Annotated in this window: 15 protein-coding genes; 5 read left to right on the top strand and 10 right to left on the bottom strand. The window is 61.8% G+C overall.

All coding sequences use genetic code 11. The features are described 5' to 3' along the window. Positions 1–85: 85 nt before the first annotated feature. The 3 genes from MPN23_RS11760 to MPN23_RS11770 all read left to right on the top strand — a co-directional run bounded on the left by MPN23_RS11760 (position 86) and on the right by MPN23_RS11770 (position 2675). Complete coding sequence (locus tag MPN23_RS11760) at positions 86–1060, top strand: ABC transporter substrate-binding protein (protein WP_243544387.1); 975 nt, start codon at positions 86–88, stop codon at positions 1058–1060. Between the two features lies 1 nt (position 1061). Then, the gene (locus MPN23_RS11765; RefSeq protein WP_243544388.1) at positions 1062–1841 is read left to right on the top strand and encodes an ABC transporter permease; all 780 of its coding nucleotides are present in this window, start codon (positions 1062–1064) and stop codon (positions 1839–1841) included. A 72-nt stretch (positions 1842–1913) separates the two neighbouring features. After that, positions 1914–2675, top strand: coding sequence for an ABC transporter ATP-binding protein (locus MPN23_RS11770; RefSeq protein ID WP_243544389.1), 762 nt, complete (start codon positions 1914–1916; stop codon positions 2673–2675). 150 nt (positions 2676–2825) lie between these two features. Here the strand turns inward: MPN23_RS11770 and selD are convergent, their stop codons facing one another. The 7 genes from selD to MPN23_RS11805 form a co-directional block, all read right to left on the bottom strand. Beyond that, positions 2826–3875 carry a selenide, water dikinase SelD gene (gene selD, locus MPN23_RS11775; RefSeq protein ID WP_243544390.1) on the bottom strand — a complete coding sequence of 350 codons (1050 nt, stop codon included), beginning with the start codon at positions 3873–3875 and terminating at the stop codon, positions 2826–2828. A gap of 104 nt (positions 3876–3979) precedes the next feature. Next, positions 3980–6799, bottom strand: coding sequence for a bifunctional diguanylate cyclase/phosphodiesterase (locus tag MPN23_RS11780; protein WP_243544391.1), 2820 nt, complete (start codon positions 6797–6799; stop codon positions 3980–3982). 173 nt (positions 6800–6972) lie between these two features. Then, positions 6973–7407, bottom strand: coding sequence for a PACE efflux transporter (locus tag MPN23_RS11785; RefSeq protein WP_243544392.1), 435 nt, complete (start codon positions 7405–7407; stop codon positions 6973–6975). Between the two features lie 74 nt (positions 7408–7481). Then, positions 7482–8246, bottom strand: a complete 765-nt coding sequence (locus tag MPN23_RS11790; protein ID WP_243544393.1) for a substrate-binding periplasmic protein — start codon at positions 8244–8246, stop codon at positions 7482–7484. Positions 8247–8300: 54 nt separating this feature from the next. Beyond that, a complete protein-coding gene (locus MPN23_RS11795; RefSeq protein WP_243544394.1) occupies positions 8301–9068 on the bottom strand; it encodes a type 2 periplasmic-binding domain-containing protein in 768 nt (255 codons plus the stop codon). A 10-nt stretch (positions 9069–9078) separates the two neighbouring features. Further along, complete coding sequence (locus MPN23_RS11800) at positions 9079–9942, bottom strand: HDOD domain-containing protein (RefSeq protein ID WP_243544395.1); 864 nt, start codon at positions 9940–9942, stop codon at positions 9079–9081. Continuing rightward, complete coding sequence (locus tag MPN23_RS11805) at positions 9939–10415, bottom strand: chemotaxis protein CheD (RefSeq protein WP_243544396.1); 477 nt, start codon at positions 10413–10415, stop codon at positions 9939–9941. Before MPN23_RS11805 ends, MPN23_RS11800 begins: the two co-directional genes overlap by 4 nt. Positions 10416–10603: 188 nt before the next feature. Here MPN23_RS11805 and MPN23_RS11810 point away from each other — a divergent pair, with 188 nt between their 5' ends. Then, positions 10604–11986, top strand: coding sequence for a M48 family metalloprotease (locus MPN23_RS11810; protein ID WP_243544397.1), 1383 nt, complete (start codon positions 10604–10606; stop codon positions 11984–11986). Positions 11987–12059: 73 nt separating this feature from the next. Here the strand turns inward: MPN23_RS11810 and MPN23_RS11815 are convergent, their stop codons facing one another. Continuing rightward, a complete protein-coding gene (locus MPN23_RS11815) occupies positions 12060–13301 on the bottom strand; it encodes an SLC13 family permease (RefSeq protein WP_243544398.1) in 1242 nt (413 codons plus the stop codon). A 468-nt stretch (positions 13302–13769) separates the two neighbouring features. Further along, on the bottom strand, positions 13770–15020 hold the full coding sequence (locus MPN23_RS11820; protein WP_243544399.1) for an EAL domain-containing protein: 1251 nt from the start codon (positions 15018–15020) through the stop codon (positions 13770–13772). Between the two features lie 221 nt (positions 15021–15241). Between MPN23_RS11820 and dnaE the strand changes: the two genes are divergently transcribed. Next, positions 15242–18790 carry a DNA polymerase III subunit alpha gene (dnaE, locus tag MPN23_RS11825; RefSeq protein ID WP_243544400.1) on the top strand — a complete coding sequence of 1183 codons (3549 nt, stop codon included), beginning with the start codon at positions 15242–15244 and terminating at the stop codon, positions 18788–18790. Between the two features lie 94 nt (positions 18791–18884). Here the strand turns inward: dnaE and MPN23_RS11830 are convergent, their stop codons facing one another. Next, positions 18885–20771 carry a FapA family protein gene (locus tag MPN23_RS11830; RefSeq protein WP_243544401.1) on the bottom strand — a complete coding sequence of 629 codons (1887 nt, stop codon included), beginning with the start codon at positions 20769–20771 and terminating at the stop codon, positions 18885–18887. Positions 20772–20798 lie beyond the last annotated feature (27 nt).

Raw genomic sequence — 20798 nt, forward strand, 5'->3', positions numbered from 1 at the left:
AAAAAGGGCTTGCAAATGCCTGTCATGCCTTGCTATTCGCCTTGCCGGGCAAAATAGACGTTTTCACACAGAGAGGAGGGTTCCCATGAAACGGTTTTCCATTGCGCTCGCCATCTGCCTGAGTCTGGTTCTGTGCGCTTCCGCAGCCCTTGCTGCCAAGACCAGGGTCAAGGTGGCCTTCTGCACCTGGGTTGGCTACGCCCCGCTGTACATTGCCAAGGAAAAGGGCATGTTCGACAAGTACGGTCTGGACGTGGACATCATGATCATCGAGGACGAGTCCCAGTATGCTGCGGCCATGGCCACGGGCAACATCGATGCGCTGGGCAACGTGCTGGACCGCGAGATCATCCACTATGCCAAGGGCACGGCCGAGACCCTGCTCTTTGCCATGGACGAATCCTCGGGCGGCGACGGCCTGATCGCCTCGGGCGACATCAGGACCGTGGCCGACCTTCGGGGCAGAACCGTGGGGCTGGACAAGAGCGCTTCGTCCTACTTCTTTTTTCTCAGCGTGCTGAAAAAGAACAGCATTCCGGAATCCGAGGTCAATGTGCTGGAAATGAGCACATCGGACGCGGGCGCGGCTTTCATGGCCGGCCGACTGGACGCGGCCGTGACCTGGGAACCGTGGCTTTCCAAGGCCATCGAGCGCGAGGGCGGCCACATTCTGGTCTCCTCGGCCGACTATCCCCGCACCATCGTGGACGTGTTCATGATGCGCAACGAATTCATCAAGGAGCACCCCGAAGCGCCGCTGGCCATGACTCGCGCATGGTTCGAGGCGATCGACTGGTATCGGGCCAATCCGGATGAGGGCAACGCCATCATGGCCAAGGGCCTTGGCGAAAGCCGGGACGACGTGGCCGACATGGTCGGAGGCGTGACCTTCTACGGACGCAAGGGCAACCTGTCCTTCATGGACAAGTCCGCTCCGAACTCCATCTTCGAAGTGGCCGAACGCGCGGGCTCGTTCTGGCGCGCCAAGGGCATCATTGCCAAGGACGCGGACGTGACCCCGATGATTTCGGACGTCTACGTGAAGGAAGCCGCCAAGTAACATGTCCGACTCCCTTCGCGCGAAAATGGCGGGCCGTTCGCTCGCCCTGCTGTCCTTTGCCGTCCTGCTGGGCCTGTGGTGCGCCCTGTCCTATTCCGGCGCGGTCAAGGCCCTGTTCCTGCCCCGGCCCCACAGCGTACTGCTCGCCTTCGGCAAGATGCACGAGGAAGGCATACTCTGGCAGTATGCCTGGGACTCCACCTACCGGGTCATGGTGGGCTGGGCCCTTGCCGTGGCCGCTGCCGTGCCGATGGGCATGCTGATCGCCACGTCCCGACGCTGGGCCGCGCTGTGCCAGCCCATCATGGAATTCGCGCGCTACCTGCCGGTGGTGGCTCTGGTGCCCCTGACCCTGCTGTATTTCGGGATCGGGGACTTCCAGAAGTTCATGGTCATCTTTCTGGGCACCTTCTTCCAGCTGGTGCTCATGGTGGCCGACACCGTGGCCGCCGTGCCCGGGGACCTGTCCCGCGCCGCAGCCACGCTGGGCGCGAGCCGCAGCCAGACCTACCGGCTGGTGCTCATGCCCGGCGCGCTGCCCGGGATCATGGACGACCTGCGCATCACCATCGGCTGGGCATGGACCTATCTGGTGGTGGCCGAACTCGTGGCCGCGAACTCGGGGCTGGGTTACATGATTCTCAAGGCGCAGCGCTTTCTGGCCATCGACCGCATCTTCGCGGGCCTGATCATCATCGGCCTTCTGGGCCTGATCACGGACTGGAGCTTCAAGCTCCTGACCCGAATCACGGTTCCGTGGAGCGAAAAGACCGTCAAATAGCGGCGCGGGGAAATCCCGGCATGGGATTTCCCCGCGTTTTCCGCAGGATCCGCAACCATACGCGACAGCACAATGAGCAAACTGGCAATTCAGGGACTGGGAAAGGTTTTCGGCTCGGGCGACAAGACCGTGACCGCATTGCAGGACATTGACATCGAAGTGGCCGAGGGCGAATTCGCGGTCGTTGTCGGACCTTCGGGGTGCGGCAAGTCAACCCTGCTGAACATCGTGGCCGGGCTGGAAAAGGAAAGCACGGGCAAGGCCGTGATCGATGGCCGTCGCATTCAGGGACCGGGCGCGGATCGGGGCATGGTATTCCAGTCCTACACCCTGTTTCCGTGGCTCACGGTGCGCAAGAACGTGGAATTCGGCCTGCGCATCAGAAGGATGCCTGCCGAGGAACGCGCGGCCATTGCCCGCAAGTATCTGAAGCTCGTGGGCCTCGGTGATTTCGAAAACGCCCTGCCCAAGGAGCTTTCCGGCGGCATGAAGCAGCGCACGGCCATTGCCCGGGTTCTGGCCAACAGCCCGGACATGCTGCTCATGGACGAACCCTTCGGCGCACTGGACGCCCAGACCCGGCTCCAGCTTCAGGATCTGCTGCTGGACGTATGGCGCGAGGAAAAGGCCACGGTCCTGTTCATCACCCACGACATTGACGAGGCCATTCTGCTGGCCGACACCATCCACATCATGTCCAGCCGTCCCGGCACCATCACCAAATCCATCACCGTGGACATCCCCCGGCCCCGCGACCACCGCGTCACGGTCCTGCCGGAATTCGCCGCCATCAAGAAGGAAATCATGGAACTGCTCTGGAACGAGATGAACTGACAGCCTGTTCCCGAAGAGCCATCCGCAGCGCGGCTCTCCGCCGAACGCGACAGACGCCCGGAAAAGCCCTTTCGGGAATCCGGCAGCCAAGACAGTGATTTTCGAGATGAGGCCCGAATCAGAAAGGTTCGGGCCGCCAAAGACGTTCTTCTAGACGAGGGAAATCGTTCCTGCGCCGGACCGGGCAGGCAGCACCGTGCCGATGCGCGCGGCAAGGTCGCCGCCCTGTTCAAGCATGTCGCGAGCCTGCTCCGATTTTTCGGGAGGCACGCACAGGACGAGTCCGCCGGAGGTCTGGGCATCGAAGATCATGTCCACGAGCAGCGGGTCCAGCCCGGATGCGACATCGAATCTGGACAGGTAGTGATTGCGGTTGCAGATGCTCCCGGCAGGAAGCAGTCCCATGCCCGCGAGCTCCAGCGCATGATCAAGCAGAGGCACGCTGTGGACCGCGATTTCCATGCGCACGCCGCTGGCTTCGGCAAGTTCGAGAAGATGGCCGCCAAGGCCGAACCCGGTGATGTCCGTGGCTCCGGCAAGGCCGAGTTCGCGGATGACCTGCCCGCCCACGCGGTTGAGTCGGCCCGAGGTCTGGAAGAGCAGCTCCTCCATTTCCTCGTGCCCGTCCCATTCAGCCTTGACCGCAGTGGTGAGCACGCCCGTGCCCACGGCCTTGGTCAGATAGAGATGATCGCCGGGCCGCGCCCCCCGGTTGGAGGCGATGCGGTCCGGGTCCACGATGCCGGACACGGCCAGCCCGTACTTGATCTCGTCGTCCTCCACGCTGTGTCCGCCAGCCAGCACGGCCCCGGCCTCGGCAAGGGCGTCGGCCCCGCCTCGCAGGACCTCGGCCAGCACGTCGGCAGGCAGCTTCTTGACCGGAAAGCACACGATGTTCATGGCGGACCAGGGCTCGCCGCCCATGGCATAGACATCGGACAGGGCATTGGCCGCGGCAATGCGGCCGAAACGGTAGGGATCATTGACGGTGGGAGTGAAGAAGTCCACGGTCTGGACCAGGGCCTTTCCCGGAGGAAAGGACAACACCACGGCGTCCTCGTTGTCCCCGGGCGTTCCCACAAGGACACGAGTGTCGTGCCGGGCCGCAAGCCCGGAAAGTGCCTGCTCCAGGTCCCCCGGAGCGATCTTGGCTGCTCAGCCAGCAGCCTTGACCATGTTCACCAGCCGGTATTTCGGCATGGTACCTCCCATAATCACGTGTTGTTGACGCCCATGCCTACACCAATCCGGAATCGTTGAAAACCCCGGGGGGGCATGACGGAAAAGACTGGCCTCCCGGCGAATCAGGCAGGAGGCGCAAAAGGAGGGAACGGCGTCTTGAGCAACTCCAGAAAATCCTCGAGAGGCACGGGCCGGGAATAGTAGTATCCCTGCACCGTGACGCAGCCGCGTTCATGCAGAAACGCCACCTGCTCGGCGGTCTCCGCGCCCTCTGCCACCACGCCCAGTCCCAGACTGCGGGCCATGGAAATGATGGCCCCGGTCACTGCCGCGCTGTCCCGATTCTCCACCACGTCCATGACAAAGGATCGGTCGACCTTGAGCGTGGTCAGGGGAAAACTGGTCAGATAGCTGAGCGAGGAATATCCGGTGCCGAAGTCGTCCACGGCAATGGACACGTTCTGTTCCTTGATCCGAACCAGCGTCTGCTTGGTGCGCTCCATGTCGGAAACCAGCATCTGCTCGGTGATCTCCACCTCAAGGCATTCTCCGGGCAGCCCGGTATCCGCAAGCACGTCCCGGACAAGGGAATCCACTCTGCCTTCGAAAAACTGCTTGGGCGAAATGTTCACGGCCACGCACAGGCCGGGATGCCCGACCTCGCGAAAGCGGAGACAGTCGCGACAGGCCCGGCGCAGCACCCATTCCCCGATGGAATGGATCAGATCGCGCTCCTCGGCAAAGGGAATGAACTTGAAGGGCGGCACCATGCCGCGCTCCGGATGGTTCCAGCGCACCAGCGCCTCGGCGCCTTCGATGGCCCCGGTACACACGTTGACCTTGGGCTGGTAGTGCAGCAGCAGCTCCCCCCGTTCGAGCGCCCGACGCAGGTCCGCTTCCAGATGCAGCCGTTCCGAGGCCTCCTCGGCCATTCCCGCGGCAAAGAAGCCGTAGCTGTTCGGTCCATTGGCCTTGGCCCGGCGCATGGCGTTTTCCGCATTGTTCAGAATGGCCTGCGGCGAATCCCCGTCCTGCGGATACAGGCTTGCGCCGATGCAGGCGGACAGAAAGACCTCGTTTGCCCCCACGTAAAAGGGACTTGCAAATGACTGCTGCATCTTCCGGATGACAGCGGCCACGTCGCCCGGGTCCTTGATGTCCCCGGCAATCGCGGCAAAGGTATCGCTGCCGAGCCGGGCAAAGGACTGCACCCCGGGCAGAGTCTGATCAAGACGCTCCGCCACCTGACGCAGCAGTTCGTCCCCGCCCTCTATGCCAAGGGATTCGTTCACGGTCTTGAACCCGTCCAGTCCCAGAACCAGCACGGCCGCAAAGGAGTTGTCCCGGTCCGAATGCTGAAAGTCGTGCGCCAGCCGATCCAGACACAGGGCGCGGTTCGGCAGGCCGGTGAGCAGATCGTAATAATGCAGGCGGTGGATGGATTCCTCGGCCCTCTTGGCCTCGGACAGATCGGAAAACGTGCCGATGAAATTGATGATGGCCCCGTCCCGGTCGCGGACCGTGGCAATGGAAAGCCACGCCGGAAACATCTCGCCGTTCTTCTTGCGGTTCCAGATTTCCCCGGACCAGTACCCGGTCTCACAGATGGAGGTCCACATTTCCCTGTAGAAATCCGCGCCGTGGCGACCGCTCTTGAGCAGGCTCGGCTTTTTGCCGATGCACTCGGATTCCGAATAGCCGGTGATGCGCGTGAAGGACCTGTTGACCTCCAGAATGACATTCTCGGCATCCGTGATCACGATGCTGTCCGCGCTCTGGGAAAAGACCTCGGAGGACAGGCGCAGCTTGTTTTCCGCCTGTTTGCGCTCGTCAATGTCCCTGGCCACGGAAATGATGCGCCACTGGCCGCCGATGCGTGCGTGGCGGATGGACAGCCCGACCCAGAACGAAGTGCCGTCCTTGCGACGCAGTTGCAGCTCCAGCGTGCGGCTCCCCTGCGTGCGCACCTGATCGAATGCGTTCAGGACCATTTCCCGGGCCTGTTCCGGCTCCTGCGACAGCAGCTCCGGGGCGGTCATGCGCCGCAACTGGCGTCGGGAGTAGCCGAGCATCCGGGCCGCGGCACGGTTCGCGTCGATGATCATGGCCGAATCCGGTTCCTGAATCACGATGGCGTCGGACGTGGCGTTGAACACGCTGCGATAGTTTTCCGCGGTTTCGGCCAGCGCCTCCTCGGCCTCCCTGCGGTCGGTCACGTCGCGGGCCACCACGATGATGCGTTCCTGCCCGTCCAGCGTCACGGGCCGGGCCACCAGATCGGCCCAGAAAAGCTGCCCGTTCCTGCGCCGGGCACGCCATTCGAACTGCGAGGTCTTGCCCTTGCGCACCTCGGCCAGAATCATCATGGCGTTTTCCACGCTATACGGCGGCCTGTTTTGGCTGAGATCGCCGACACTCACATCCTGCGCTTCCTCGCGCGCATACCCGTACATGTCCAGAAAGGCCTGATTGGTCTCCAGAATGCGTCCGGTTTCCGCATCGTGCACGAAAATGGCGTCCGTGGTGGAATCGAAGATGGTTCGGAAATTGCGTTCGGAACGGACCAGAAGGTCGAGATTGCGCCGTTCTCCGGTCACGTCCTCCAGAGAGAGAAAGGCAAAGCCCCCGGAAAAGGCGCTGCGGAATCGGAAGATGCGCGATTTCCCGTCCCGGCAGGTCACCGGCAGGACCTCGGACACGGGCTTTTCCTGTTCGGCCATGGCCATCCAGCCCGCAAGCAGAGCCTCCTGCTGCCCGGTCTCCGGATATGTCCGGGCAAACCAGGAACGCATGTCCGGCATGTCGCCCAGCCCGTATCCCGTGGCTTCGGTAAACCGATTGTTCACGTGAATGAACTCACCGCGCGACGAGACAATCACCATTGCCATGGGCGAGTGGTGGAACGCGTCGAGAAAGACTTTCTGCTCGTTGTCCGTATCCATTTGCTCCGCCTGAGGAAATCCGGACCCGCCACCATGGCGGGCATGCTTCCCGATATTCTCCTCAATTCAGGGTTTTCGTCAACCCGAAGGTATGATTATCCATGCGGAAAACGCAAAAAAGCCGGGTAGCGCATGCTTGATGCACTACCCGGCTGAAAAAACGGAAAAACAGGTTACGCGCGTTCCCCGGCCTGGGAGGGCATGGGAAACACCACGTCATACGCCCAGTTGAACAGATAGGCATAGACCAGATAGAACAGGGCGAATCCCAGATCGGTCAGAAAGGCTTCGATCAGACCGAGCTCCAGCCACCAGGCCACGAACGGCACGGTGAACACGAGCAGGGAGGTCTCGAACAGGATGGCGTGCGCGGACCGCATCCACGGCGGGCGCACGTTCACGGGTCTGCCTGACCGAACCAGAAGATGGTCGAAAAGCAGATTGAACAGGTAGTTCCAAACCATGGCGGTAAGGGAAATCACCACGGCCATGAGGCCGATTGCGGTCACGTGCCGGTCCAGCACCCACGAAGCAAGGGGCGTGCAAAGGCACAGGCCCAGCACTTCAAAAAGAATGGTATGTCTGATTCTGTCTCGAGTGGTTCTCATGGCGGGCCTGATACACCGGGACTCTTCCGGTGTCCATGACCAAAACCGCGATTTTCGCGCCTGGTACGCTCGGATCATTCAAGACCATGCCTTTGCCTGAGCCGCTGCCACTCGGCATCCTCGGACAGGGATTGCTGCACTTCCTCCAGAAATTCGAAGACATGCGGCAAATTCCGGGTCACCAGCACATGCCGCGCATACGGAGCAAGCGGCCGGGCCGAGAAGTGCAGCCTGTCCGCCACCCCCATGGCCTTGATCAGAGGCAGGGCCTGCACGCGCGGAAACACCACGAAGTCCACGCGCCCCTCGATCAGCTTGAGCAGGTTGTGCCGGGCCTCGGCCGTGTCCTCGCGCACGATGTCGCCCCGGGAAAAGGCCTCTTCGAACTGATCGTACTTCCAGCCCAGCATGCCGCCGAGCTTGAGCCCGGTCAGGCTTTCCACACCCGCGTATTCAACGGGTCTGCTTCTGCGCGAAATGATTTCGTCGGAATCCATGAGAAACGGCCCGGTCCACAGATGGCGAGTCCTGCCGGAATCCCGCATCCATTCCGGATTCACGAACAGCACCACGCCCGGCTCGCCCCGGTCCAGTTCCATGTCAATGCGTTTTCTGGGCAGAAAATGCAGGAGGAACCGGAACCGCCCTCTGCCCCGCGCATTGAGCATCTCCACGAAATCCCGATTCAGGCCGCCTCCGCCCTCTTCCAGAAACGGCACGGTATGGTGGTAGCTCCAGACCGTCACGGCCTGCTCGGCGCGCGCGGACAACTGCCAGCCCGAAAAGGCGAGGAGCAGGGCCGCAAGCGCGAAGGCATATCCGCGACAACCGGTTTTCATGGCTCGATTAGACCACATCGGCAAAGCAATGTCCGCTCCATTAGAATGCCCCTGTCACTCAACCTCGTACTTTTCCCGAATGCGTTTCCACTCCGGGTCATCCGGAATCTTCCTCATGAAATCCTCGAGAAACGCGTACACGTCATGCAACTCTCTGGTCACAAGGACATGGCGTGTATACAAAAAGAGTGGCTTGCTGGAAAAATGCAACCGATGCCCGATTTTCAGCGACTTGACCAAAGGCATGGCCTGACTGCGGGGCATGGTGATGAAATCCACCCGCCGCTCGGCCACCTTGAGCAGGTTCAGCCGCGCACTGGCCGAATCCTCGCGCAGGATTTCGCCCGTGGCCACGGCCTGTTCCAACGGCGCATATCTGCGACCGAAGACCCCGCCGAGCTTGAGGCCGAACAGACTCGGCACTCCGGCGTATTCCACCGGACGACTTGCACTGGAAATGATTTCATTGCGGTCCCGAAGCATCGGGCTGGTCCACAGGTACCGCTCCTCGTCCGGGTCGTTCATCCAGATCGGATTCACGAACAGCACCACTCCCGGTTCATGATATTCCAGCCGCTGATCTATGCGCTTGCGAGGAAGAAACGCCAGTGTGAACAGAAAACGTCCTTCCGCTCTTTCATTGAGCATTTTCACGAAATCATGGGCCAGTCCCTGCCCCTTCCCGGTCACGAACGGCTCAGTCCGATAGTAGCACCATGCGACCACGGTCTTTCCGGCCATGACCGGAGTCGCGCAAAGGGCCGTCGCGCCCCAGAAGACAAGCAGACAAATCCGCAATCCGAACAGGATGTTGCCACGCATCAAGCCCCTCCTACAGCAGGCAGTTCGTGTCCGCACACTCCAGAAACAGGTCGTTCAGCGGACCGAGCCGTTCCACGACTTCGGCGCTCACCCTGTCCGCCACTTCCGGGGTCAGGCCGAGCCTGTCGATCACGACACGCGAGGGAATGTAGTTCAGACCGTCCGCGCCAAGCCCCAGCCCGATCATCTTGGACATGACCATTCCGGCATGAACAAGATCAAGGACCGGGTCCACCTGCGGACACAGCTCGGGCCGGAGGTGATGCCGCACCACGCGCACGATCGGGCCGGGCACGCGCCACCGCTCCAGCAGCCACGCGCCCACCTCGGCATGATTGATGCCCAGAATCCGGTCCTCGGCCTCGTCGAACCCGATTCCCTCCCGGGCCGCAAGGTCCAGAATGGGCCGGGCCTCGACCTTGACGTACGCGCCCAGAATCAGCTTGCCCACTCCGGCAAGCAGCGCGGACGTGTAGGTGTGGCCGGGCACGCCCATGCCAAGGGCGCGGCCCAGCTCCTCGGCGCACAGGGCCGCAGTGACCGAACTCTGCATGAGCATGTGCGGTGCCAGATCATAGCCCTCTATCTTCTGTACATAAAACGGAACAACGCCCGTGCTCACGAAGAACTGGATGATCATCCCGCTGCCGAACGCGCCCACCGCATCCCGCACCGAACAGACCGGCGCGTCGAACCGGGATGCGTTCACGATCTTGAGCAGATTGGCGGTCAGTCCGGGATCGAACTCGATGAGCCGGGCCAGATCCTCGGAATCGGCCTCCGGCGAATCCAGCAGTTGCAGCGCCTTCTGCGTGCACGCAGGCAGCAGAAGGATGCGTTCGGCCCGGTGCAGAATCTCCTGTTTCCGGGTCATAATTCCGACTCCTCGCCCCGGGACCGGACAACCACGCGTCCCGAGTCCATGTACAGAAACACGGTTCTGGGCTTGGTGCCGCCCACATCATGCGCGGCCAGCTTCACCCGGTTGCGCCCGAGCAGCCGTTCCAGCTCCTGAAAGTTTCTGGCTCCGGTGTTGAACAGGGTGTCGTTGCGCATGTTCGCCCCTCCGGCGGCCTTGAAGACCAGCCGATGCTTTTCCGCTCCCCTGTCGATCAATTTCCTGACCATCATGGCCACTCCGGTATTCACGAACGTGAAGGGATTCCTGCGCGATTTTTCCCGCGCACCCACCGCGTTGGGCAGCAGGCAATGGATCAGTCCGCCAACACGCGCAACCGGATCGTACGCGGTCACGCCGAGGCAGGAGCCAAGGGAATAGGTCACCAGAATGTCCGCGGCGCAGGCCGAGGACTTCATGTCCGAGATGTTGACGACGAGCAGGCTCATTTCACAGGATGTCCGTGTATGCTGGTCATGTGGTGCACAGTCTTTGGCGAACCGCCAGCATACCGCAACTCGCGGCCTTGCGCCAGCCGGGAATGCGTTTCCCTCTCCCGAAAAACCGTGCTGCACAGGTTGAATACCGGCCCGGATATGCGGTACGGAAAACAGGAAGACGAAAAACGGAGCAAACCATGTCGCACTATCCCAACCAGCAATGGATCAAGCCGTGGTCACGCCGCGACTTTCTCAAGGCTGCCGGCCTCGGCACACTGGCCGTGGCAGCGGGCTGCGCCAAGAACCCGGTCACGGGCGAAAGCCAGATCATGCTCATGTCCGAGGCCGAGGAGATACAGGTGGACAGGAAGCAGTCCCCGCACCAGTTTTCCGCGGATTACGGGGCAGTGCAGGACACGGCCCTGAACCAGTACATCACGGACGTGGGCACGGGACTGGCCTCGAAATCGCACAGGCCGGACATGCCCTATTCCTTCCGGTGCCTGAACGCCACGTACGTCAATGCCTATGCGTTTCCGGGCGGCAGCATCGGCGCCACGCGGTCCATCATGCTGGAGCTGGACAATGAAGCCGAGCTGGCCGGACTGCTGGGCCACGAAATCGGACACGTCAATGCCCGGCACACGGCCTCGCGCATGAGCAAGGCGGCCATGGTCTCCATGGTGGCGGGCGTGGGCGTGGCTGCCGTGGGCATTGCCAGCAGGGAACTCGCGCCCCTTGCCGCCGGACTGGGCAGCATCGGCGCAGGCGCGCTGCTGGCCCACTACAGCCGGGACGACGAGCGGCAGGCCGATTCCCTTGGCATGGAATACATGACCCGGGCCGAATACAATCCCGACGGCATGGTCGGACTCATGGACATGCTCAACGAACAGCACGACCAGAAGCCGAGCGCGGTACAGATGATGTTCGCCACCCACCCCATGAGCAGCGAACGGCTGGCCACGGCCCGCCAAAGCGTGACCACGAAATACGCATCCTCGTCCGAATATCTGGTGTACCGGGAGCGGTACATGGACAACACTGCGTCCCTGCGAAAGATCAAGCCGGCCATAGACAGCATGCAGGAAGGCGAGAAATGCATGGGGCAGCAGAAGTTCGGGGATGCGGAAACCAGCTTCGAAAAGGCGCTCAAGGCTGCGCCCACCGACTATGCAGGCCTGCTCATGATGGCCAAATGCCAGCTTGCGCAGAACAGGCCGGAAAAGGCCCAGCCCTACACGGACAAGGCCAAGGCCGTATATCCGACCGAACCGCAGGCGCGCCAGCTCGCCGGGCTGGTCCAGTTGCGGGAGAAGAAATACGAGGCCGCGCTTGCGGACCTGAACGTCTATGAACAATCCCTGCCCGGAAACCCCCTGACCATCTTTCTCAAGGGACTCTCCCAGGAAGGCATGTCCCACTTCGATCAGGCTGCGCGGGAATACTACCGCTTTCTCCAGCAGGTGAATCAGGGCAACGAGGCCAAGTACGCCTATGGCCGCCTCGTGCAGTGGGGCTACATCAAGTCCGCCAGCAAGTACCCGGTTCCCGATCCGTTCGCCGGACCGTACTGCTGATTTCCGCCACTGATCCGGCTTTCCCGGATTTTCCGCCGCGCCATCCCGACACCGGGGCTGCGCGGCTTTTTCTTCAGTAGATCAGGGGAAGCATCATCCCGAGCCAGAAGGTGATGACCACGGCGCAGGCAAGGTTGAGCAGGAACCCGAGCCCGAGCATGGTGCGCAGGGATGCGCCCTGCATCTCGCCGAAGGCAAGGGCATTGGCCGGTGTGGCAATGGGCGTCATGAACGCGCAGGTCGAGGCGATGGACACCCCGATCATGACCGGCAGCGGGTCCATGCCATGGGCCTGTGCCGCATAGAATCCGATGGTGAAGAACGCGGCCACCACTGCGGTGTTGGAAAGCGCCTCGGTCAGAAAGATCACGGCCAGCACCACCAGCAGAAACAGGACCGGGCCGGGCATGGTGTTTTGAAGCAGGGTTGCGGCAAGCTCGGCTGCCCGGGCGTCCAGATGCAGAAGCTTCACCGCGGCAAAGATCACGGCCAGAGCCAGAATGAAGATCAGTCCCCGGCGCGGCACGCCCCGAAGCATGTCCGAAGGCGCAAGCAGCGGCCCCTGTCCGTAGGGCGAGGCCGGAGCCGGACGCAGGAACACCAGATAGAGAAACAGGCCGGAAAACCCGAGACAGGCCAACGGGGACACATCCGCAAATCCGGGCAGCACGGCGCGAAGCACGGCCTCCAGAATCCAGAATCCCATGTAGAACCAGAACAGGGCCGCACCATAACGCTGACGGCGGGTGACCGGCTCCCGATCAAGGCCGGGCAGGGACACGGACCGGCCCCGGGCCTCGGCAGGCAGACCGAGACAGGCCACGCCCCACGCAATGAATGCGAGCATGGCGACCAGCGGCACGGACCAGAGAAACCAGTTGAAGAAGTTGATGAGATCGCGACCCGGCACCTGAAAGAAATCCAGTGCGCCGATCAGGATGGCATTGGCCGGAGACCCGATCATGGACCCCATGCCCCCAAGCTGTGCGCCATAGATGGCCGCAAGCATGAGCACCGTGGTCATGCCGGGCACGCCCTGCCGGGCAAACCCGTTGTCCAGCCGACGCAGGATGGGCAGCAGGGTGAGCACGGTGATGGCGTTGGGAATGAACGAGGACAGCGCGGTCGCCGCACCGATGATGTAGAGCAGCAGCACGGATGCACGGCCATGGCTGCGGCGCAGACTCCAGTTCACGAACGCATCCGTGAGCCGGGTCGCGGCCATGAGCCGGAACACCAGATACCCGCCCGCAAAAAGCAGAATCAGGGGCAGCCTGTGCCAGAGATAGTCGGCCATGCCACCGAATGCGTCCAAGAAAGGCTCCTTTGCCGTTGTTCACCGGGCTTGCGAAACGCGACCCCACGTTCCGGCAATGAAACGGTTTCGGGCTGGAATGTCAACAGCTTCCCCTCAACCGCTCCCGGAAAATCCGGCTGCTCAAAAAGGACGGGATGCAAGGCGCAAGGAAAAGACAGGATCGACGCGTATTCAAATACGCGAGAGTCTGCCTTTTCCGCAGCAACGCAGCAGACCGTCATTTTTCAACAAAAGATCAGACTGCTCAAAAAGGACGGGATGCAAGGCGCAAGGAAAAGACAGGATCGACGCGTATTCCGATACGCGAGAGTCTGCCTTTTCCGCAGCAACGCAGCAGACCGTCATTTTTCAACAAAAGATCAGGCTGTTCAAAAAGGACGGGATGCAAGGCGCAAGGGAAAGGCAGGATCGACGCGTATTCCGATACGCGAGAGTCTGCCTTTTCCGCAGCAACGCAGCAGATCGTCATTTTTCAACAGCCTGCATCTCCATGCAGAGCACGAAACGCAACCCCTCCTTGTTGTAGAAGGGCCGACTGAGCAGATGGCACTGCTCCCCGGTGAACGGGGATGCAAACGGCGGGGTCACGAATTTTTCGTAGCCCATGTCCAGATGGAGGAAATAATCCTGCACCGCGTGGTCCACGCCCTTTTCCGAGCCGAGCAGCTTGCACATGTCCACGGCGTCGTCATGGCGGCAATGGCGGTGGATGCGGTCCGTGACCTGTTCCCCGGTTTCGTCGAGCACGAACAGGGAAATCGCATGATCGCACGAACGCAGCACGGTCGCGCCCACGGCCTCGAAACGATGCTCCGGGCAGGAGGCAAGCCGGGCACAGGCCGAAGCCACGGTCTTGAACGCGGCATCGAACCGCTCCTTCCTGCGCCGCACCTGCTGCCGCCGGGTCTTCTTGTACTTGTCGTAGGTATAGGCGATCTTGCCCAGAAACATTCTGGCCGGATCATTGCCCACGGCAGAGTCGTCCTTGGTATAGTAGTAGCCCTGCTGAAGGGTGACCCCGGCGTTGAGCAGTCGAAGGGAGTCGGCCTCGGTCTCCACGTTCTGCGCCACCAGAATGGTCCCGACCCGGTCCGCGATCCGACGCACATTCTCCAGAGCCCAGCCCGAAAAGCCGGTGCGTTGGTCCTCGGCAAAAAAGGTCTGGTTGAGCTTGAAGAAATCCGGCCGGATGTCCGTGATGCACCGGGCATGAAACTGACCCACGCCCGCATTGTCAATGCCGATGCGAAACCCCTTGGCCCGGTAGAGTTCCGCAAACAGGGCCAGCAGCGGCTTGTCGCTGTGGGCCATGTTGCACTCGATGACCACGTTTTCCGGGGCCACGCCCGCCTTCCTTGCCTGCTCGGCCAGATGATCCGACCCGGCTTCCACATGCGGCAGGATGTCCGCATTCACGTTCAGGAACAGGAGCATCTTGCGGTGTCGGGTGAAGATCGGCTTGAACTGGTCCAGCGCACACCCTCGGCACGCCCTGTCCACGGCCACCTTGGTGCCGGGGCTGAGGTCACGATGAAACAGTGCGGATGCGTCCAGCAGGCACGCCTTTCCGTTCCCGCCCCGGGAAAAGGACTCGAACCCGACGATGGAGCGGGTGGGAATGGAAACCACGGGCTGGAAATAGGTGTGGATGGCTCCGGATTCGAGGCTGCGGAGCACTTCCGGTTCATTCACTGCGGGCACAGACCCATCGGCCATGGCGCACCCCCTGCGTTGAAAAGCCGTCCTTGCAAGATGAAAAAGGCCCCGCCTGCCCTGCGGGACGTCCCGTCAATTTCGAGAATGTTTCCCATAACGCCCGTACAGGAACCGGTCAATGGGGGATTTTCCCATCCGTGCCCCACCCGGAACCGCCTGTTTTCAACCGGACCGAAACACGCTATACCTGACATCTTCCAAAGACTTCCAACGGGGGCATCATGTCCGAATTCGTTCATCTTCACGTCCATACGGACTACAGTCTGCTCGACGGCGCAATCCGCATCGGCGACCTGCTCAACCGGGCCAAGGACCTGGGCATGCCGGCCGTGGCCATCACGGACCACGGCACCATGTTCGGGGCCGTGAACTTCTATGCGGCCGCCATGGAAATGGGCATCAAGCCCATCATCGGATGCGAGGTGTATGTTGCGCCGGGCGACATCGACGATGAAAAGGCCCATGAATCCAAAAAGGCCAAGAGCGGATTCCACCTCGTGCTGCTGGCCAAGAACCAGCGCGGCTACAAGAACCTGCTCAAGCTGGTTTCCCTGGGCTGCCTCGAAGGCTTCTACTACAAGCCCCGCGTTTCCAAATACCTGCTGAACAAGTATTCCGAAGGCCTCATCGCCCTGTCCGCGTGTCTGGCGGGCGAAGTGCCCCGCGTGCTCATGAACGAGGGGCTGGATGCGGGCGTGGAAATGGCCCGCACCTATGCGGACATCTTCCCGGGCAACTTCTATCTGGAACTCCAGTCCAACGGCATCGGCAAGCAGGAGCGGCTGAACGACCTGCTCATCCAGTGCGCGGAACGGACCGACCTGCCGCTGGTGGCCACCAACGACTGCCACTACCTGACCGCGGACGACTACGAGGCGCATGACCTCCTGCTCTGCATCCAGACCCAGACCACGGTGGACTCGGAAAAACGGTTCCGCATGGAAACCAGGGAACTGTATTTCAAGACGCAGGAGGAGATGGAGCGCGCGTTTGCCCATGTGCCCGAAGCCATTGCCAACACCCAGCGCATTGCCGAACAGTGCAATCTCGAAATCGAGATGGGCAACTACTACTTCCCGGTCTACGAGCTGCCCGAGGGCGTGTCTCTGGAGGAGGAGTTCGAGAACCTGTGCCGCAACGGCCTGCAGAAGCGGCTGGACAACCTCACCTACGAGGTGGACGAAAAGAAATACTGGGATCGGCTGGACTACGAACTGGGCGTCATCAAGGAGATGGGCTTCCCAGCCTACTTCCTGATCGTGCAGGACTTCATCAACTGGGCCAAGGACAACCGCATTCCGGTGGGGCCGGGCCGTGGCTCGGCAGCCGGGTCCATCGTGGCCTGGTCCATGAAGATCACCAACCTCGACCCCCTGCCGTACGATCTGCTGTTCGAACGCTTCCTGAACGTGGAACGCGTGTCCATGCCCGATATCGACGTGGACTTCTGCGAACGCCGCCGTCTGGAGGTGGTGCAGTACTGCGCGCGCAAGTACGGGCACGACCACGTGGCCCAGATCACCACGCACGGTACCATGAAGGCCAAGGCGGTCATCAAGGACGTGGGCCGCGCCATGGGCATGACCTTTGGCGAGACCGACCGCATTGCCAAGCTCATCCCGGACGATCCTGCACTCATGGGCAAGCTCCTTGGCGTGGACAAGGCCAAGATCAACGTGCCCAACGCGGTCAAGGGCGTGGTCGAACTCCAGCAGATGGTGGACGCGGACCCCAAGATCGCCAAACTCATCGACATTTCCACACGACTCGAGGGCATTGCCCGGCACGCGTCCACCCACGCGGCCGGCGTGGTGATCTCGGACAAGCCCATGGTCGAATATCTTCCTCTGTACAAGGGGAAGAAGGGCGAAATCGTGACCCAGTACGACATGAAGAAGGTCGAAAAGGTCGGCCTGATCAAGTTCGACTTTCTGGGTCTCAGAACCATGACCGTGATCGAGGACTGTCTGGACATCATCCGCGAGCAGGGCAAGAAGGCCCCGGACCTCGACACGCTGGCGCTGGACGATCCCGAGACCTATTCGGTGTTTGCGCGCGGCGACACGGACGGCGTGTTCCAGGTGGAATCCTCGGGCATGCGCAAGTATCTCCGGATGCTGCGGCCCAACCGCTTCGAGGACCTCGTGGCCATGCTCGCCCTGTACCGCCCGGGTCCGCTGGGCATGGGCATGGTCGAGGAATTCATCAAGCGCAAGCACGGCGAGGTGGAAGTCTCCTACCCGCACCCGTCGCTGGAGGAGACGCTGGAATCCACCTACGGCGTCATGGTCTATCAGGAACAGGTCATGGCCACGGCCATGATCGTGGCCAACTACTCGCTGGGCGAGGGCGACCTGCTCCGCCGGGCCATGGGCAAGAAGATTGCCGAGGAAATGGCCAAGCACCGCCAGCGTTTTCTGGAAGGCGCGCGGGAAAACAAGATCGACGACAAGACCGCGAACAACATCTTCGACATCATGGAAAAGTTCGCGGCGTACGGCTTCAACAAGTCGCACTCCGCAGCCTATGCCCTGATCTCCTACTACACCGCGTACCTCAAGGCCCATTTCCCCGTGGAGTTCATGGCCGCGCTCATGAGCACGGAAATGAACAACACGGAAAAGATCATCATGTACGTGAACTCGTGCCGGGACATGGACATCAAGGTCAATCCGCCGAACATCAATCAGGGCATGGCCCGGTTCTCGGTGCGCGACGGAGAAATCCTGTATGCCATGGCCGCCATCAAGAACGTCGGCGAAGAGGCGATCAATGAAATCGCTGCCGAACGCGAGGAAAACGGCGAATTCCTGAACCTGTTCGATTTCTGCCAGCGCGTGAACCTGCGCCGCGTGACCAAGCGCGTCATGGAATCCCTGATCAAGGCCGGGGCCATGGACTGCTTCAAATGCACGCGCGCCGGATTGATCGAGGATCTGGAAAAGGCCGTGTCCATGGGCCAGAAAAAGGCCAAGGAAAAGGAATCCGGCATGCTCAACATGCTGGACATGCTGGGCAGCGAGGACGGCGAGGCCTCGGGCAACGCCGCCTGCCTCAGCCCGGAGACCTCCCATGCCGAGGAATACGAGGACCGGGTCAAGCTCCAGTTGGAAAAGGAGGTGCTCGGCTTCTTCCTGACCGGACATCCCCTGCTGGCCTACCGTCAGGAGATGCAACGGTTGCGAACCACCACGCTGGAGCAGTGCAAGGACATTCCGGACGGCACCATCGTGCGCGTGGCCGTGATCATCCCGAGCTTCAAGCAGCACATCACCAAGAAGGGCGACCCCATGGCCTTTTGCGAGGCCGAAGACCTGACCTGCACCGGCGAGATCACCATGCTGCCCAACACCTACGAGGTGGCGCGCGACCTGCTCGGCGAGGACCGCGCCCTGCTGGTGGAGGGCAAGGTGGACAAGCGCGAGGACCCGAACGCGCCCGAAGGCGCACCCAAATCCGCCAAACTGCTGGCGGAAAAGGTCATGTATCTTGCGGACGCAGTGGCGGGCAGCGACAAGCCGGTTCCCCTGTGGATCGGCGAACGCAACGCCAATGAAAAGCATCTGGAGGCCCTGAAGGCCATCATGGGCAGATACCCGGGCAAGACCATGGTCAATCTGGGCGTGATCACCAGGGACTCCGTGATCACCCTGCAACTCGGCCACGGCTGGCGCGTGATGCCGTGCACGGACTTCTGGCGCGACATCGAAAAATGGCAGAACGGCGACGCAAGAATCATGCGCGACAAGGTCGAGACCGGAGAAGCGTAGGGCTCACGCAAATCACAAGCAGAAAGACGTCGAGGGCGACGCGGATAGCTATCCGCGTCGCCCTCGGCTTTTGAAATATCGAAAGCCCCCCCCCCTACAGCGAACCGAACACAAGATCGCTGGTTGCGGGGTCCCAGTAGATGACGGTCGCGTCCATGTTCTTCTTGATCTGGACGTGCTTGGCCCCGAACTGGATGACCGTGCCCGCATTGATGCGGTGATGCACGCGAATCCTGATGCCGGCCAGCCGTTCCTGACGGACAAGGGCCATCCGAGTCAGTTCCTCGCTGATGGCCTTGCGCCGCTCGATCAGCTTGATGCGATGCCTGATCACGGCCGCGACCTTGTGCCGCTTGTCCCGGGCCGTGCGGGCCAGAATTTCCTTGGGCTGACCGCAGCCCAGCGTCTCGTCGATCTTGCGGATGGCTTCCTTGATCCGAGCCCGTTCCTGACGCAGTTCCTCGTCCGCTGGCTCGTCGATGCGCACCGCAATCTTCGTGATCACGCCCATGTCCGAGCCGATTTCCTTGGCTTCCACCCCCTTGGCGCACACGGTTTCCCCGCCCTGGATGATGCCATGGCCCTTGAGCGCCACAATCCTGCCGTCCGCATGGATGTAGGAATTGGTCGCCTCGTTGACGATGTGCACATCCCCGCCCGCCTCGATGCGCGCGTTGGTGGCGTATCCGGTGACCACGTCGCCGTCGGCCCGAATGCGTCCGCCCTTGGGCATGAGAATGCCGCCCGAGACCTCCACGCACCCCCCGGCCGTGATGGTCGCGCTTTCCACGGATCCGCCCACGACCACATGCTTTGGCGCGCTCACGGAAAAACTCTCGTTCACCGACCCGAGAATCCTGACCGATCCGTGCTCCAGCACCACGTTGCCCGTACCATAGTCCACGTCGCCCCGAATGAGCAGGCAATCGTTGACCGACAGCACGTTCCTTTCCATGACCATGATGCCCTTGGCCCTGGACACGAACGTGACCTTGTCCTCAAGCAGCATGACGTTTTCTCCGAGATGGATCACGAGCTCCCGGCCGCCGCTGGCCGGAATGGTCTTGCCGTAGATGTCGATGCCACCCTGTCCCTGTGTCGGGCCGTGCAGCCGGGCAATGGTCTGCTGCGCCTCCACCATGGGATATGCACCCCTGTTTCGGAAATCCAGCCGACCGGACTCGTCCTCCTGCCCGGTATCCTCCCGGGTGGAGACCAGATATTCCAGCCAGCCGTCCCTGCCCGGGACCGGGTACTTGCCCTGAACAATCGGCACGTCGTGCACGGGCTGACCCGTTGCCTCGGCACGGGCAATGGCCTTGTCGATGGCGCCCAGCTCCACGTCGATGGCGACCCCGATGTCGCGCAATTCCTTTTCCAGACGCGCGGAAGACATGCGGTTGCCACGAAAATCCTTGTGAAACACCGTGGATGAGACCGTAACCTCGTCCTCGTCAATGCGGAAGAGCGGGTCAACGGAGATGACGCCGTCCGAGAGACGGGCCATGCCGTATATGGTGGAAACATAGGCATTGGTCAGGGGATCAAGCTCGACGTTGTCCCCCATTTCCACGGGGATGTCCCTGGGAACGGCCGAGGATTTCGGAGGCAGCACCTGACCACTGATGGTTCGGCCCGGCGCCGCGGTCAGGGGAGGATACTTGCGGGCAAACCCGTCGCCCGGAAACACGGGATAGTCCAGATTGCCCAGCGCCACGAGCCGGGCATCCTCGGGCTCCTGCACCGGAACGCCCCGGACCAGCACGATGCCCCGGAACTCGCGCCCGGTCTGCACGGCCTGCACAATGCGCTCGGCAGCGGCCTCGTCGTAATCCAGCCCGGAAAGGTCCACGCCAGCCTGGAGCACCTGCCGACGCAACAGGGCAACGGACGGTCCTTCCCCGCCCTCGGCCGGGAAGTACCGGTTCACGCCCAGTTTCATGCCATCTTCGGACATGGCGAAACGGAAACGCGCATCCATTGCAACCTGTCTTTTTTATTGAAATAT

Origin of the sequence: Pseudodesulfovibrio tunisiensis, from assembly GCF_022809775.1 — a bacterium.
GTDB classification, from domain to species: Bacteria; Desulfobacterota; Desulfovibrionia; order Desulfovibrionales; family Desulfovibrionaceae; genus Pseudodesulfovibrio; species Pseudodesulfovibrio tunisiensis.